The 16,495-nt window shown below is 67.7% G+C and carries 13 protein-coding genes and 1 pseudogene; 8 read left to right on the plus strand and 6 right to left on the minus strand.

Annotated features, from left to right (window positions below; all coding sequences use genetic code 11):
• The first annotated feature begins 159 nt into the window (after nt 1-159).
• The 8 genes from RT456_RS08035 to RT456_RS08070 all read left to right on the plus strand — a co-directional run bounded on the left by RT456_RS08035 (nt 160) and on the right by RT456_RS08070 (nt 8,442).
• Nucleotides 160-1,248: an acetylornithine deacetylase gene (locus RT456_RS08035; RefSeq protein ID WP_313344858.1), complete on the plus strand. Its 1,089-nt coding sequence runs from the start codon at nt 160-162 to the stop codon at nt 1,246-1,248.
• Between the two features lie 72 nt (nt 1,249-1,320).
• Nucleotides 1,321-2,649: an acetylglutamate kinase gene (locus RT456_RS08040; RefSeq protein ID WP_313344861.1), complete on the plus strand. Its 1,329-nt coding sequence runs from the start codon at nt 1,321-1,323 to the stop codon at nt 2,647-2,649.
• A 4-nt stretch (nt 2,650-2,653) separates the two neighbouring features.
• Nucleotides 2,654-3,253: a GNAT family protein gene (locus RT456_RS08045; protein WP_313344864.1), complete on the plus strand. Its 600-nt coding sequence runs from the start codon at nt 2,654-2,656 to the stop codon at nt 3,251-3,253.
• Complete coding sequence (argC, locus tag RT456_RS08050) at nt 3,250-4,209, plus strand: N-acetyl-gamma-glutamyl-phosphate reductase (protein ID WP_313344866.1); 960 nt, start codon at nt 3,250-3,252, stop codon at nt 4,207-4,209. Before RT456_RS08045 ends, argC begins: the two co-directional genes overlap by 4 nt.
• Nucleotides 4,210-4,221: 12 nt before the next feature.
• A complete protein-coding gene (argH, locus tag RT456_RS08055) occupies nt 4,222-5,517 on the plus strand; it encodes an argininosuccinate lyase (RefSeq protein ID WP_313344869.1) in 1,296 nt (431 codons plus the stop codon).
• 59 nt (nt 5,518-5,576) lie between these two features.
• Entirely contained in the window at nt 5,577-5,837 is a 261-nt protein-coding gene (locus RT456_RS08060) for a YciI family protein (protein ID WP_313344872.1), read from the plus strand.
• Between the two features lie 13 nt (nt 5,838-5,850).
• A complete protein-coding gene (gene proB / locus RT456_RS08065; protein WP_313344875.1) occupies nt 5,851-7,002 on the plus strand; it encodes a glutamate 5-kinase in 1,152 nt (383 codons plus the stop codon).
• 177 nt (nt 7,003-7,179) lie between these two features.
• Nucleotides 7,180-8,442: a glutamate-5-semialdehyde dehydrogenase gene (locus tag RT456_RS08070; RefSeq protein ID WP_313344878.1), complete on the plus strand. Its 1,263-nt coding sequence runs from the start codon at nt 7,180-7,182 to the stop codon at nt 8,440-8,442.
• Between the two features lie 100 nt (nt 8,443-8,542).
• On the opposite strand, the gene RT456_RS08075 is transcribed toward RT456_RS08070, so the two are convergent.
• The 6 genes and pseudogenes from RT456_RS08075 to RT456_RS08100 all read right to left on the minus strand — a co-directional run.
• Nucleotides 8,543-9,859, minus strand: a complete 1,317-nt coding sequence (locus tag RT456_RS08075) for an OmpA family protein (protein ID WP_313344881.1) — start codon at nt 9,857-9,859, stop codon at nt 8,543-8,545.
• A 336-nt stretch (nt 9,860-10,195) separates the two neighbouring features.
• Nucleotides 10,196-10,672: a poly-beta-1,6-N-acetyl-D-glucosamine biosynthesis protein PgaD gene (gene pgaD, locus RT456_RS08080; RefSeq protein WP_313344884.1), complete on the minus strand. Its 477-nt coding sequence runs from the start codon at nt 10,670-10,672 to the stop codon at nt 10,196-10,198.
• Nucleotides 10,669-11,916, minus strand: coding sequence for a poly-beta-1,6-N-acetyl-D-glucosamine synthase (pgaC, locus tag RT456_RS08085; RefSeq protein ID WP_313344886.1), 1,248 nt, complete (start codon nt 11,914-11,916; stop codon nt 10,669-10,671). Before pgaC ends, pgaD begins: the two co-directional genes overlap by 4 nt.
• A gap of 7 nt (nt 11,917-11,923) precedes the next feature.
• Nucleotides 11,924-13,816, minus strand: coding sequence for a poly-beta-1,6-N-acetyl-D-glucosamine N-deacetylase PgaB (pgaB, locus tag RT456_RS08090; protein ID WP_313344888.1), 1,893 nt, complete (start codon nt 13,814-13,816; stop codon nt 11,924-11,926).
• A 10-nt stretch (nt 13,817-13,826) separates the two neighbouring features.
• Nucleotides 13,827-15,863, minus strand: coding sequence for a poly-beta-1,6 N-acetyl-D-glucosamine export porin PgaA (gene pgaA / locus RT456_RS08095; RefSeq protein ID WP_313344891.1), 2,037 nt, complete (start codon nt 15,861-15,863; stop codon nt 13,827-13,829).
• 452 nt (nt 15,864-16,315) lie between these two features.
• A pseudogene (locus RT456_RS08100) lies at nt 16,316-16,495 on the minus strand (MFS transporter); the annotation flags it as partial.

Genomic DNA, 16,495 nt, shown 5'->3' on the forward strand with positions numbered 1-16,495 from the left:
CGCTGGCCGGCTCCTCGTAAAGCCGATTTCACGTAGTGCCGGCCGCTGGCCGGCTCCCTGCACGGCCGGATCATTGCAGAGCCGGCCAGCGGCCGGCACTACGGGCTTGCAGAGCCGGCCGGCGGTCGGCACTACCCTCCTTGATGGATTTTCAGACACATGTTGGAACAGACCCTCAACCACCTGCAGGCACTGGTGTCCTTCGACACCCGCAATCCGCCGCGCGCGATCACCACCGGTGGCATCTTCGATTACCTGCGCGCGAACCTGCCCGGGTTCAACGTGGAAGTGATCGACCATGGCGACGGTGCGGTCAGCCTGTATGCGGTGCGGGGCACGCCGCGGTACCTGTTCAACGTGCACCTGGACACCGTGCCCGATTCCCCGCATTGGAGCGCCGACCCGCACGTGATGCGGCGTAGCGATGACCGCGTGATCGGGCTGGGTGTCTGCGACATCAAGGGCGCGGCCGCCGCACTGGTGGCCGCGGCCAATGCCAGCGATGGCGACGCCGCGTTCCTGTTTTCCAGCGACGAGGAAGCCAACGACCCGCGCTGCATCGCCGCCTTCCTGGCGCGCGGCATTCCCTACGACGCCGTGCTGGTGGCCGAGCCAACCATGAGCGAAGCGGTGCTCGCGCACCGTGGCATCAGTTCGGTGCTGATGAACTTCGCCGGCCGCGCCGGGCATGCCTCCGGCAAGCAGGACGCGGCCGCCAGTGCACTGCACCAGGCCATGCGCTGGGGCAACCGCGCGCTGGACCACGTGGAATCGCTGGCGCATGCACGCTTCGGCGGCCTCACCGGGCTGCGCTTCAACATCGGCCGGGTCGAAGGCGGCATCAAGGCCAACATGATCGCCCCGGCCGCCGAACTGCGGTTCGGCTTCCGCCCGCTGCCGTCGATGGACATTGATTCGCTGCTGGCCACCTTTGCCGGTTTCGCCGAACCCGAGGCCGCGCTGTTCACCGAAACCTTCCGTGGCCCCAGCCTGCCGGCCGGCGACATCGCCGAGGCGGAGAACCGCCGCCTGCTCGCACGCGACGTGGCCGATGCGCTGGACCTGCCGATCGGCAACGCCGTGGACTTCTGGACCGAAGCCTCGCTGTTCTCGGCCGGTGGCTACACCACCTTGGTGTACGGCCCGGGTGACATCGCCCAGGCCCACACCGCCGATGAGTTCGTGACGCTGGAGCAGCTGCAGCGTTACACCGACGCCGTGCACCGCATCATCAGCGCCGGCGCCTGACCCTTGAACATGCCGCCCGGCTTTGCCGGTCGGACCTGCAACGCGGCGACCGCCGCCTGTGATGAAACCGACATGTCTCCTGCCCTCCAGCCCCACCGCCAGACCCGCCAGACCATCGTGCGCCTGCTTTCGAGCATGGCCAGCGCGAAAGAGATCAGCCAGTACCTCAAGCGCTTCTCACAGGTGGACGCCAAGCGCTTCGCCGTGGTCAAGGTCGGCGGCGCGGTGCTGCGCGACGACCTCGATGCGCTGACGTCCTCGCTGTCGTTCCTGCAGGAAGTCGGCCTCACCCCGATCGTGCTGCACGGCGCCGGCCCGCAGCTGGATGCCGAGCTGTCGGCAGCGGGGATCGTCAAGGAAACCGTCAACGGCCTGCGCGTGACCTCGCCGGAAGGCCTGGCCATCGTGCGCCGGGTGTTCCAGGCCTCCAACCTGCAGCTGGTGGAAGCGCTGCAGCAGAACGGCGCACGCGCCACCTCCATCACCGGCGGCGTGTTCGAGGCCGAGTACCTGGACCAGGCCACCTACGGTCTGGTGGGCGAGGTGAAGAAGGTCAACCTCGCACCGATCGAAGCCAGCCTGCGGGCCGGCTCCATCCCGGTGATCACCAGCCTGGGAGAGACCCGCTGCGGGCAGATCCTCAACGTCAACGCCGACTTCGCGGCCAACGAGCTGGTGCAGGAACTGCAGCCGTACAAGATCATCTTCCTCACAGGCACCGGCGGCCTGCTCGACGAAGACGGCAACGTGATCGACTCGATCAACCTGTCCACCGAGTACGACCAGCTCATGCAGCAGCCGTGGATCCACGGTGGCATGCGGGTCAAGATCGAACAGATCAAGGACCTGCTGGACCGCCTGCCGCTGGAGTCGTCGGTGTCGATCACGCGGCCCGCGGACCTGGCCAAGGAGCTGTTCACCCACAAGGGCTCCGGCACGCTGGTGCGCAAGGGTGAGCGCGTACTGCGCGCCACCGACTGGAGCGAACTCGACCTGCCGCGGCTGAAGGGCCTGATCGAGTCCAGCTTCGGCCGCACGCTGGTGCCGCACTACTTCGACAAGACCCGGCTGCTGCGCGCCTACGTCAGCGAGAACTACCGCGCCGCGGTGATCCTCACCGACGAGGCCGAGGGCGTGTACCTGGACAAGTTCGCCGTGCTCGACGACGCGCAGGGCGAAGGCCTGGGCCGCGCGGTCTGGAACGTGATGCTGGACGAAACCCCGCAGCTGTTCTGGCGCTCGCGCCACGGCAACCCGATCAATCATTTCTACTACGCCGAATCCGATGGCTGCTACAAGCAGGACCATTGGAAGGTGTTCTGGTTCGGCGCCGATGGCTTTGATCGCATCCGCACCTATGTCGACCATTGCGCCACGCGCACCCCGAGCCTGGAGGGCTGACCCCATGAATCATGCCGACTGGACCAAGGTCCCTACGCTGGACGGCCGGCATGCACGGCTGGAGCCGTTGCAGATGGCCCACATCGACGGCCTGCGCGGTGCGCTGGGCGACGGCGCGTTGTCCGAGCTGTGGTACGCGCAGGTCCCCAGCGCCAAGACCATGACCGGGTATGTGCAGGCGGCGCTGCAGGACCAGGCCGCAGGCAAGGTGCTGCCGTTCGCGGTGCTCAACGCAGACGGTAACGTGGTGGGCAGCACCCGCTACTACGCGCTGGAGGAAGACGTGCCGCGGCTGAGCATCGGCTACACCTGGTACGGCCCCTCCGCGCAGCGCACCGGCGTGAACACCCAGGCCAAGCTGATGCTGCTTACCCACGCCTTCGAGCGGTTGAAGTGCATCAGCGTGGCGTTTGAAACCAGCTCGCACAACGCCGCATCGCGCGCGGCCATCGCGCGGCTGGGCGCTACCCAGGAAGGCGTGCTGCGCAACCACAAGCGTCACCCCAACGGCACCCCGCGCGACACGGTCGTCTTCTCCATCATCGATTCGGAATGGCAGGACGTGAAGCGCGCCCTGCAGGACCGCCTGGACGCACACGCATGAGCACTTCCAAAACAACATTCACCATTGGCATCGTCGGTGCCCGTGGCCATACCGGCGCCGAGCTGGTCAAACTGATCGCCGCGCATCCACAGCTGTCGCTGGGCTTCGTGTCCTCGCGCGAGCTGGCCGGGCAGCGCGTGGGTGAGCACTATCCCGAGATCACCGGCGATATCGCCTTCGAGAATCTCGATGCCGACGCCGTTGCCGCCAAGGGCGTGGACGCGGTGATCCTGGCGCTGCCCAACAACCTCTCCGCGCCGTTCGTGGCTGCGCTGGACGCCGCGCGACCGGGCACCGTGATCGTCGACCTGTCGGCCGACCATCGCTTCGAGGGCAGCTGGTACTACGGTCTGCCCGAACTGACCCGCGGCGACTACACCGGGCAGACGCACATCAGCAATCCGGGCTGCTACGCCACCGCCATGCAGCTGGCGATCAGCCCACTGCTGGACCAGCTGGCCGGCCCGCCGCAGTGCTTCGGCGTGTCCGGGTACTCCGGTGCGGGCACCAGCCCGTCGGACAAGAACAACCCCGAACTGCTGCGCGACAACCTCATGCCGTATGCGCTCACCAACCACGTGCACGAGCGCGAAGTCACCGCGCACCTGCGCGTGCCGGTGGAGTTCATGCCGCACGTGGCACCGCATTTCCGTGGCATCACCATGACCGTCAACCTGTGGCTGCAGCAGCCGCTGAGCCGCGAGCAGATCGTGGACGCCTACCGTCGCTTCTATGCCAACGAGGCGCTGGTCGAAATCCTCGACGAAGCGCCGTGGGTGAGCCGCATCGCCGGCCGCCACGGCGTGCAGATCGGCGGCTTCGACGTGGCCCCGGGCGGCAAGCGCGTGGTCGTCGTAGCGACCCTGGACAACCTGCTCAAGGGCGCGGCCACCCAGGCCATGCAGAACCTCAACCTGGCCCTGGGCCTGGACGAACTCACCGCAATTCCGCATTGATTGGAGCAAGACATGGCAGACCTTCTTTGGCAGAAGCCCGGCGTGGCGGTAGACGCGAAGATCCAGACCTTCCTGGCTGGCGATGACGTCATCCTGGACCGTGAGTTCTTCCTCTACGACGTTGCCGCCAGCAAGGCGCACGCGCAGGGCCTGGAGAACATCGGCATCCTCGATACCGCCGAGCGTACCGACCTGCAGCGTGAGCTGGACGTCCTGGCCGACGATTTCCGCAGCGGCGCCTTCGTGCTCGACGAGCGGTTCGAGGATTGCCATTCGGCCATCGAGGCGCGGTTGACCGAGCGCCTCGGCGATGCCGGCCGCAAGATCCACACCGGCCGCAGCCGCAATGACCAGATCCTGGTGGCTACCCGTTTGTGGCTGAAGGACAAGCTGCGGCGTGTGGGCGAACTGAGCCGCGAGATCGCCAAGGTCGCGCTCGACCGTGCCGAGGCCGAGAAGGACCTGCCGGTGCCGGGCTACACCCACATCCAGCGCGCCGTGGTGTCCTCGGCGGGCATGTGGTGGGCCGGCTGGGCCGAAGCCTTCATCGACAACGCCACCCGCGCACACGACACCTTCGCGCTGGTGGACGCCAATCCGCTGGGCACCGCCGCCGGCTACGGCGTCAACCTGCCGCTGGACCGCGCGCACACCACCCATGCGCTGGGCTTTGCGCGCATGCAGGTGTCGCCGATCTACGCGCAGCTGTCGCGCGGCAAGTTCGAACTGGCCGCGCTGGAGGCGCTGGGCGGCGCCACCCTGGACCTGCGGCGCCTGGCGTGGGACCTGTCGCTGTTCACCAGTGGCGAGTACGGCTTCGTGGCGCTGCCGGCGCAGTACACCACCGGCAGCTCGATCATGCCCAACAAGCGCAACCCGGACGTGATCGAACTGATGCGCGCCACCCATGCCAGCGTGGCCGCCGCGCGTACCGAGATCGAGCAGCTGCTGTCGCTGCCGTCGGGGTACCACCGCGACCTGCAGGGCAGCAAGGGCGCCATCTTCCACGGCTTCGGCCGTGGCCTGGCGGCGCTGGAACTGCTGCCGGCGCTGCTGGCCAACCTGGAGTGGCGCGAAGACAAGCTGCGCGCGGCCATCGACTCCGGCATGTATGCGACTGACGTTGCCGTGGAAGCGGCCGTGGCCGGCGTGCCGTTCCGCGAGGCCTACAAGGCCGCGGCGGCGGCATCGGACACGGCGGGGCAGGGGCGCACGCCCGAAGGCAGTCTGGCCGCGCGCGTGTCGCCCGGCGCGGCCGCCGACCTGCGGCTGGATGAACTGCGCGCGCGCTGGGCGGCGCTGGTGTAACGCAGAACGGCGGCCACTGGCCGCCGTTCCTGTATCGGCATGAATCAACGGATATCCGCATGAAGATCTGCTATCTCGTACTGGTTACCCGCACCCCCGAGTTCCGCGATGACGCGGGTACCGAGCACGTTCGTTTCCTGGACGAGCTGCGCACCCGCGACCAGCTGCTCCTCACCGGCGGCTTCACCGACAAGACCGGCGGCGCCTACGTGCTGCACAACGTGGCCGACTGCGCCGCCGCGCAGGCCATCGTCGATGCCGATCCACTGATGACCCTGGGCAGCGCCACCGCGACCGTCCACGAATGGTCCACCCGCTGAGGGCGCCGCTGCGATGAGCCTGGGTCCCGTGCAGTCCCCGTTTCCCGAACAGCCCGTGCCTGGCTGGAAGCGCGCCGTGCTCAAGGTCGGCAGCAGTCTGCTGGCTGCCGATGGGGGCGGGCTGTCGCCGCGGCATGCGCTGGGCCTGGCGCAGTTCGTTTCGGCCAACGTGCTCGCCGGGCGCGAGGTGGTGATCGTGTCGTCGGGCGCGGTGGCCGCAGGGCGCGCGATCGTGCCGCGTGCGATCGAGGCAGGCGCCGCCATGGCCGCGCGCCAGGCGCTGGCCGCGCTCGGCCAGGCGCAGCTGATCGGGCTGTGGCAGCGCTTCTTCGAACGCCCGGTGGCGCAGGTGCTGCTCACCCACGACGACCTGCGCAACCGCCGACGCTATCTCAACGCACGCGCCACGCTCAATGAGCTGCTGCGGCTGGGCGCGCTGCCGGTGGTGAACGAGAACGACACGGTATCCGTGGACGAGCTCAAGCTCGGCGACAACGACAACCTGGCGGCCACGGTGGCGGCCCTGATCGATGCGGACGTGCTGTTCATCGCCACCGACATCGACGGCCTGTACAGCGCCGACCCGCGCCGCAACCCGCAGGCGCGGCCGATCCATGACGTGCCCGAGCTGACCATCGAGGTGCTGGCCATGGCGGGGGGTGCCGGCAGTGGTGCGGGTACCGGCGGCATGCACACCAAACTGGAGGCGGCGGCCAAGGCCGGTCGCGTGGGCATCGACACCTGCCTGTTCAACGGCCGCGATGCCGACGTGGTGCGCGCGCTGGCCCAGGGACGGTTGTTCGGTACCCGCATCCACGCCGGGCAGACCCGCGATGCCGCGCGAAAGTACTGGCTGCGGCATGCGCCGCTGGAGGCCGGTGCCATCGTCATCGATGAAGGTGCCGCCGCCGCGCTGCGCGACAAGGGGGCCTCGCTGCTGCCGGGTGGCGTGACCGGTGCCGAGGGCGACTTCCGCCGCGGCGACATGGTGGAGGTGCGGCTGCGCCACGCCGGTGGCGACATCCGGCTTGCGCGCGGTGTCACGCAGTACTCGGCCAGCGACATCCGCCGCGTGGCCGGGCGGCATTCGCGCGACATTGAAAGCGTGCTGGGCTACAACTACGGTGGCAATGTGATCCACCGCGATGACCTGGTGCTGGTGTGAACATCACGACACCCGCACCCGTAGAGCCACGCCCTGCGTGGCTGCATTGCCCCGTAGAGCCACGCCCTGCGTGGCTGCATTGCCCCGTAGAGCCACGCCCTGCGTGGCTGCATTCCGAGCGCAGCCACGCAGCCACGCAGGGCGTGGCTCTACAGTGTTCATCCCCAGGAGATTGAGATGGTTGGCAGCCCCGCAGCTGATATCCGCACCCAGGCGCTGGCCTGCCGTGACGCCGCCCAGGTCCTTGCGCAGCTCTCGTCCACCGCCAAGGCCGCGCTGCTGATGGACATGGCCGATGCACTGGACGCCGACACCGACACCATCCTCGCCGCCAACGCCCGCGATCTCGCCGCCGCCGAAGCCAACGGCGTCGGCAGTGCCATGCTCGACCGCCTGGCACTGAACCCGGCCCGGCTGTCCGCCGTCAGCGCCGCATTGCGCGAGGTAGCGGCGCTGCCCGATCCGGTCGGGACGGTCACCCGCGACGACGTGCGCCCCAACGGCATCCGCGTGCAGAAGGTGCGCGTGCCGCTGGGCGTGATCGCCATGATCTACGAAGCGCGTCCCAACGTCACTGCCGATGCGGCCGCGCTGTGCATCAAGGCAGGCAACGGCGTGATCCTGCGCGGCGGCTCGGAGGCCATCCAGTCCAACACCGCCATTGCCGCCTCGCTGAAGCGCGCATTGCGCGAGGCCGGCGTGCCCGACGCGGCGTTGACCCTCGTGGAAGACCTGCGCCGGGAGACCATGCTTGCCTTGTTGCAGCTCAGTGACCTGATCGACCTGGCGATTCCGCGCGGCGGGGAAGGACTGATCCGGTTCGTGGCCGAACATGCGCGGGTGCCGGTGATCAAGCACTACAAGGGCGTGTGCCACCTCTACGTGGACCGCGCCGCCGACCTGCCGCAGGCGGTGGCGCTGCTGGTGGATGGCAAGTGCAGCCGCCCGTCGGCCTGCAATTCGCTGGAGACGCTGCTGGTACATGCCGATGTGGCCGCCACGTTCCTGCCGTTGGCCGACGCCGCGTTGCGCGAACGCGGCGTTGAGATCCGCGCCGATGCACGCGCACGTCAGTGGCTGCCCGAAGCAGCGCTGGCCACCGACGAGGACTTCGCGGCCGAGTATCTGGACCTGATCATTGCCGTGCGCGTGGTCGACGACATCACGCAGGCGCTGGCGCACATCCAGCAGTACAGCTCGGACCACACGGAAGTGATCGCCACCGAGGATGCCGCCGCGGCCGAGCGGTTCGTGCAGGCGCTGCGGTCGGCGGTGGTGATGGTCAACGCCTCGTCGCGGTTCTCCGATGGCGGCGAACTGGGCCTGGGCGCTGAAATCGGCATCTCCACCACCCGCCTCCACGCGTACGGCCCGATGGGGCTGGAAGCGCTGACGGTGGAGCGCTTCGTGGTACGCGGAGCGGGGCAGGTGCGGGCGTGACGACCAACAGTCGTCACCTGCCGGGCAGGTAACGACCGTTGGTCGTTACGGCAGGATGCCGGGCAGTGGCCGGCATCCTGCATCGCCGTCCTGCAAGCGATCACCGCACCGTGTAGCTGATCCGCCGGTTCTTCGCGCGCCCGGCGTCCGTGTTGTTGTCGGCCAGCGGCTGGTTCGACCCGAACCCGCGCGCCACCAACCGGTCGGCTGGCACACCCTGGGTCACCAACGCGTCCACCACCGCGTTCGCACGTTGCTCGCTCAACGCCTGGTTGCCCCTTGCATCGCCTTGCCGATCGGTGTGACCGCCCACCTCGACCTTGGTCCCGGCCGGCGCGCCCTCGATGGCGTCGGCGGCCTTGACGATGATGTCGTGGCTGCTGCGGGTCAGCCTGGCCGACCCGGTCTCGAAGGTGACCGTGGTGAGGTTCAACGCCGCCGTCAGGTCGGTCGCGGTGTAGCCGCCCTCGAGCTTGTTGATGGCCTCCACCCCGCGATCGAACATGCCCTCCACCTCCACATTGCCCAGCCGTTGCTGAAACAGCGTGCTGACCGCAGCACGCCCGGCGGCCGGCAGGGCCGAGGTATCCAGTTTCGCCTTGTCGCCGGTGAACGCGAACTTCAATCCGTCCGCCTTGAGATCCGGCAGCATCGTCTTGAGCCGGTCCAGCCACCCTGCCGGTCTCACGCTGGCATCCACGTCGAGGTGGCCCGACAGATTGCTGCGGCCGAAGGTCGCGGTTAAGGCTTCCCACAACTGGAACTTCTCCGCGGCGCTGGCCAGCGTGCCCGCGACGCTGATCTTGCCGCCGTTGTTGCTGAAGCTGAAGCGTGGCTCGGTGCTGGCCACGGGCGTGGCGGTCGCCGGCGTCGCGGGTGTGGACGTGCTGGCGGTGGTCCGCGGCGGGGCGGGGGTCTTGTTGCGCATGTTCCAGCCGCAGTAGGCCAGCGCCAGCAGGGCCAGGATCGGCAACAGCCAGCGCCAGAGGCGGAAGGGCTGTGTTGCCTTCCGCCTGCCCTCGATCAGCCCGGCCGGCAGTGAAGTGGGCATGACGCCGCCCGCGGTCACCGCCCGCACCAGCATCGGAAGCGTGGTGGCCAGCAGGGAAGGCACCAGCCCGCTGGCAATCCCGGACTTCTCCGCTATGTACTGCACATCCTCGTTGCCCAGCGCGCTGCGGATCTGGCTGGCATCCAGGATCTGGCTGGCATCCACGGGATGCATGTCGGGTTTGCCGGACAGCCAGGAGGTGAAGATCTTGCCGAGGCCGGCATTCTCGAATTTGTTTCGAAATGCGGCGAACCCGCCGGGTTGTTTGAAAATGTAGTCGGCGACTACACCGATGAACGTCCGCGCGTTTTGGCCAAGACCGGTTGCCCGGGCGATTTCATCGACCAGAGTCTGGAAAGACGACATGTCATAACCCCTCACAGTTAAGTGCGGGATGTCTCCGAGGCGGAGCGTACGCCCGGGCGGGGTCAGTGATGTGAAGATGTCTACACATGGGGACGTGACCGCGCGCTATGCCGATCCCGCGCGGTAGAGCCTCGCCCTGCGTGGCTCCGAGGTGCAGATTTCGCGGTAGAGCCACGCCCTGCGTGGCTGAGCGCGGTGCAGATTTCGCGGTAGAGCCACGCCCTGCGTGGCTGAGCGCGGTGCCTGCCGAAGACCAGCCACGCAGGGCGTGGCTCTACCCCCGTCAGGCCCGTTAGCCCCGATCAGCCCGTCAGCCCGTCAGCCCGTCAGCCCCGATCAGCCCGGCAGGGTCTGTTCGGTCAGGCCGATCGGCCGGGCCTGGTCATCCATATGCAGCGTCACCGCCTTGCCACTGGCCAGCCGTGCGGCCAGCGCCGGGCTGGCGCCCAGGTTGCGCGCGATCTCGTCCAGCGACACATCCTCGCGCGGGTTGCGCCGTTCCTTGCCGGCAAACCGCAGCCGGTTGTACTCGGCCCATGCGATCAGCAGCACCGAGCAGCACACCAGCATCACCGGCAGCGCGATCACGATGAACGGGTCCACCCGCTGTTTGTATTCGTACAGCTGCAGCCACGCCAGCTGGCCACCCAGCAGCCAGGACAGCGCCGTCACCAGCGGCGCCCACAGGTAGAAGTAGAACCCCCAGAAGGCGATGGTCACAAACCCCCAGGCGGTGCGCTGCAGGCGGGGCTGCTGGCGCGTCTTGCGGATCAGGCGCGAATCGTAACGGCGGGTCGGCTTTGTGGCGTTCATCGTATGCCCCGGTCAGGACTGACCCAGATCGCCCGCTTGCCGCGGCGCTTCATCAGCGTCTTGGGCAGGGCCACCAGGGTCGTGAACAGACTGATGAGCCAGTACGCCATCGGGTACCAGATCACCCAGAAGTAATTACGTCCAATATGCGTTTCGTAACGACGGTCGATGATCAGGCTGCTGGCAAACTGCAGCAGGCACACCAGCGCCAGGATCACGCCATGCCATTGCGGCAGCAGCGTGGCGATGTACAGCTGCGGCGGCAGCGGGATGAACTTGCCCAGCGCCCACAGCACGATGAGGGTCAGCATCGTGTACGCCCACACCACGCTCAGGATGTACTCCAGCAGCACGCCCCACATGCGCCGCTTGCGCCAGTCGAACAGCGAGCGGCCGTGCCGCAGCAGCACTTCCACACCGCCCTGGGCCCAGCGCAGGCGCTGCCGCCAGAGTCCCTTGAGGGTCTCGGGCATCAGGATGAAGCACAGCGCATTGGGCTCGTAGCGGATGTCCCAATGGTCCAGCTGCAGGCGCCAGCTGATGTCGATGTCTTCGGTGATCATGTCATCGGCCCAGTAGCCGATGCGGTGCAGCGCCGTGCGGCGGAACCCGGCGATGACCCCGGAAATGGTGAAGATGCGCCCGTACACGCGCTGCGCGCGCTTGATCATGCCGATGATCGACGAGAATTCCGCCACCTGCAGCCGCCCCAGCAGGGTGGAGCGGTTGCGGATGCGCGGGTTGCCGGTCACCGCGCCCACGCGCGGGCCGGAGGTCAGGTGCCACACCATCCAGTGGGTGGCGTGTTCCTCCAGCATCGCATCGCCGTCAATGCAGACCAGGTATTCCGAGCGCGCCGCCAGCGCGCCCATGCGCAATGCATTGGCCTTGCCCAGGTTGCGGTCCAGGTGCACCACGCGCAGGCGCGGGTGCATGGCCGCCAGGGCATCGAGCCGCGCGCCGGTATCGTCGCGGCTGCCATCGTTGATGGCGATCACCTCGAAGTCCGGGTAGTTCTGCGCCAGTGCAGCCCCGAGCGTATCGTCCAGGTTGTCCGATTCGTTGTGGCAGGGAATCAGGATCGACGCGAACGGGTAGTACGTCATCGGCGGCGGGTCGTCGCGCAGGCGCGCCTTGCGTTCGCGGCGGAAGAAGTAATACAGCCCGCCGGACATCCAGAAGAACGCCATCACCATCGGGTAGAAGAAGGCGAACTGGAACAGCAGATAGAGGAGCGGATGCATGGCGGCCTCACTTTTCCTCGTACGGGAAGGTGCGTGCCGACATCGCTGCGCGCGCATCGTAGGTGGACGGCCGGCCGCCAATGAAGTCGTCCGGGTACCAGGCAAAATGACGCACGCCCTGCGCCTGCAGGCGCCGGATCTGCGCGCGCAGGCGCTCGCCGGAAATCGGCGTCTGCGTGCGCCAGTCCACCGTCTGCAGTTCGAACATCGTCTGCGACAACTGCGGGTCGTGCTCGCGCACGGCCACCACCAGCCGGTCCAGCCACTTCTCCGGATTGCGGCTGCCTTCCATCCACGGCATCGCCATCAACGCGGTGTGGTCGTAGGCCTTGTTGAACAGGTCCAGGCGCTGGGCGAACCAGCTGGCGCTCTGCGGCTGCAGCACCGGCTGCGCGTACAGGTTGCGCACAGTGGCCAGCTTCGGGCGCCAGCGCTGCGCGGCGGTGCGCAGCTCCAGGGTGAAGTCGATCAGCGCCTGGGTACGCGCGCCGTCGTCGCCCTCCTGCGGCAGGTTGGCCAGCTCGGTATCGCGCAGGTAGGCATCGTCATGGAACAGCAGGCCCTCGAAATACGAGTTGATGGCCAGGTCTTCGTAGACGTCGTCGATGATCCGGCGCACCTTCGGTTGGGTGAAGTCGAGCCGGAAGATGCCGTCCTTCTCCGGGCTCTCGATCGCCAGTGCCGCGCGGATGGCCGGGTCCTTCAGTTCATAACCCAGTACCGGCAGCCATGCGTACACCTTCACGCCGGCGCGGGTCTTGAGCTGCCAGGCCACGCGGTTGAACAGGTCCGCGCGCATCGGCAGGTGGCGGTTGGGGAAGTACAGCGCATCGGCCGAACCGTTGCCGTCCGGATCGGCGAAGGCCTGCAGGAACACGTGGGTCGGGCCGATCTTCTTGACCCGGTCGATCAGCGCGTCCAGGTTCTTCGCCTGCTGCACCGGGTCGGTGTCGTACACCGCGTCCAGGTCGATCTGCAGGGCGCGCATGCCGTCGCGTTCGACGTCGCGGCGCAGTTCGTAGGCCAGCTGGGTCACCGCCGGGTTGCCGGTCACCAGCAACCGCGCCAACCCGTGCAGGTCGCGCGTGACCGGGGTGCTGCGGCCTTCCAGGTCGAACGACACCGGCATGCCCAGGTCTTCGGCGATCCTGTTGCTGAGTGCGTTGTAGGCCGCGTACGGCCACACGATCGCCTTCGGGCTGACCCCCACATTGTCCTGGATGCGCTTCACGCTCAGGCCCAGGTCGGTACGCAGGCGGGCTTCGTACTGTGCGGCGGTTTCGTACTGCTGCGTGGTCGGGTCGTAGGTGCGGGTGATCACCGCCGGGGTCGAGTTGCCCTGCGGGTTGGACTGCACGCCGTGGTGCAGGTTGTCGGTGTGGCTGGCCAGCTCGACCAGGCCGCTGCGCTGCATCTCGCGGATCTGCTCCCAGGTCAGGAAGTCGTCGTGGGTGAAGGGGCGGTAGCCGTAGTCGATCTGGCGGCCGGCCGGCATGTCCACGTAGTCGGTGATCACCGCCACCAGCGCCGGGTAGTTGTAGGCGCGCAGCAGCGGGAACACCTTGGTGTACACGCTGCGCAGGCCGTCATCAAAGGTCAGCAGCACCGGCTTGGTCGGCAGCGGCGTGCCGCCCTGCGAGGCGGTGATCAGCTGCGACAGCGACACCGGGTGGTAGCCATGCGCCGACAGCCAGTCCAGGTGCGCGGCGAAGTTCTGGGTGCTTACCGAATACGCATCCGGGTCACCCTTGGTCGCCACGTCATCGCGGATGTCGTGGTAGCTGAGCACCAGCAGGCCGTTGTCGGCCGAGTCCAGTACCGGCGGCGGCGCGGCCTGCACGCTGGCACACACGGCCAGCACGGCCAGCAGCAGCCAGGAAGTGAAGCGCTTCAAGTCCATGTGTCGCATCTCATTGTCCCCAGCGCAGACCGGCGTCGAGGCCGATGTGTCGTTCACGGTTGCCGTCGTAGACCGGCCGCGACCAGCTGATCCCGTATTCGAAGATCCGGCCATCGGCCAGCTGCCACTCATGGCGATACTCGGCCGAAGGCACCAGCGCACTGCCGAAACCCTGCTGCCAGTAGTTGCCCAGCGATACCGTCAGGCGGTGGCGGAAGTGCCGCTCGTAGTGGCGCCACAGCTGCTGGTCCACGCGCAGCCCGATCTCCGCCGAGCGGTCTTCGGACGGGTTGAAGTAGGGCACGTCATCGCGGCTGCCACGGCTGGCGTACAGGCTGCCCAGGCCATCCAGCAGCAGGGTGGGGCGGGTCAGCAGGCGCTGTTCGATGCTGGTGCTGAGCGTGTCGCGGCGGTTGCCATCGTCATAGCGGAACTGGCTCGCACCGGCGCTCCAGTGGGTGAGTTCGTTGCGGCGATAGTCCACCGCGACGGCCACGCTGTCGGCGGTGATACCCGATACGCGCGCCTGCAGCGAGGCATCGGCGGCGTTGCGCGCGGCGGTGACGCCGGCATGCCAGCGGTCGTTGAACTGCCATCCGAAGCCGCCGCTCAGGCCGGTGTCGCCGATATCGTCGTTGGCGCGGTTGACGAACAGCTCCGCATCGGCCTGGCCGAAGCGGTAGCGGGTGCCCAGGCCCACCCACAGCGGGCGGATGGTCTGTTCCTGGAAATCCACGCTGCGGCGGTCGGCGAAGGTGACCACGCGCCAGCGGTCGTCGATCACCGGCGACTGCAGTTCCACGCCGTAACGCGCATCGTCGTTGCCCAGTGGCGAGGTGCCGCCACCGCCTTCGCTGCGCCCGCCTTCGGCATAGGCACGCAGCTGCCAGCCGCGGTGCGCCTTCCAGCTGCGGTCCATGCGCTGCACCGAGGGCTGGTTGGGGTAGCGCTCCAGCAGCGAATCGTGGATGGGCCGTGCCAGGTCGTCGCGCTGCAGTTCCACGTAGGCGTCGTGCTGGCCCAGGCGCGCCGAGACGTCGCGCGGGTCCAGCGTGTTGGCCATGCTGTAGCGTTCCAGCGCCCGCCGCGGCCAGCCGCGCATCATGTACACGTTGCCCAGCGAGGACTGCGTACCGCCGTTGGCCGGCGCCAGTTCGACCATTTTTTCCAGATCGTGCTGCGCGGTCGGCAGGTCGCCGCTGTAGGCACGGATCATCGACAGGTTGAGGTCGGCTTCGTAGCGCGGCCAGTTCGCATACGGTGCGCGCGCGCCCTTGGCCCAGCGCCACGCCGGCTCCTGCGCCTGCCATTGGGTGAGTACGCCGACGGCGGTGTCGGCGCGCTCGCTTTCCAGGTGTGCGTAGGCCAGTTCGGAGTGCACTTCGCTGCGGCCGGGGTCGGCCTTGAGCGCGGCTTCCAGCACCGGAATGGCTTCATCGGGGTGCTGGCTGGCCATCAGCGAATCGCCGACGGCGGCCATCAGGTAGTTGGGCACCTCGTGGCCGGCGGCCAGCAGGGCGCGGTATTCGTCGCGCAGCTGCTCATGCCGGCCCAGCCGGTTGAGCAGGATCAGGCGGTCGTAACGGATCCGCAGCGGCGCGGTCTGCACGGTCAGGCCGTCGCGCTGCAGGTAGCGCTCCATCTGCGCCAACGCGTCTTCGGCCTCGTCCAGGCGGGTGTCTTCGCTGGCGCCGTAGGCCAGGCTCCAGCCCACGCGCTTGGCCAGGTAGTTGGCCTCGAAGCGCTGTTTCTGGGCGTCGTCGAACAGGTCCGGGCGCGCCTGGTACATCTGCCACGCGCGGTGGGCATTACCGATATCGGACAGGCTGAGCACCTGCAGCCGGTACAGCAGGTCATCGCCAGGCGCATCCACCTGCGCGCGCTCGATCGCGGCGAGGGCGTCGAGCCAGCGGGCCTGGTCGCGGTACTGGCTGATCTCAGCCAGGTGGTCGGCCCGCGACGTTGCCGCAGGGGCGGCCGGAGCGGACAGACTGAGTGTGGCGCATGCCAGGCCGACGCAGAGCGCCAGCGGCCGATGGTTGAACATGGAACCCCCGGGAGCATCCCTTCAAAAGAATCGTGTTGTGCGAGAAATGTGACGCACATCACATGCCAATCGTGCCTTAGTTGGCCTTTGCTGACAAATAATTAACACGCACTTCGGCCTCCGCAGCTGTGGGAACAGACGCGATCAATGCTTCAACGTATTGATTTACAAGACCATCCGGCCGCCGCCACGGCGCTGTTCCCGGGGTCTGTACACCCTGAAACCGTTCATCGGCCCCCGCAGGACGGGATCCCCGGAGGTCTGCCGACCCCAGCCACCCGCACGGCAGGTCAGTTACAGACACGCTACGTCACAAGATGCGCACAACGCGTGTACATCGAGCCACCCACCACACCCGGACACGCATGGCGTGTCCCTACGGGTCTAGGCGTAGCGACCCGCCATGCGTGTCCCCGCGATGCCCGGCGAAGACACGCCCCAGTGTTGTCAGGTCACCACACGTCTTCCAGCTTCTGCGGCTTGCACGCCACCCACGACGCGCACAGCAGGATCACGGCACACAGCAGCAGGAAGCCGAACGGCAGGTGCCAGCCGCCGCTGACGGCATGCAGCCAGCCGAACAGGAACGGGCCCAGGCAGCTGAAGGCATAGCCCACGCCCTGCATGAACAC

Origin of the sequence: Stenotrophomonas sp., assembly GCF_032099025.1 — a bacterium.
Classification (GTDB): Bacteria; Pseudomonadota; Gammaproteobacteria; order Xanthomonadales; family Xanthomonadaceae; genus Stenotrophomonas.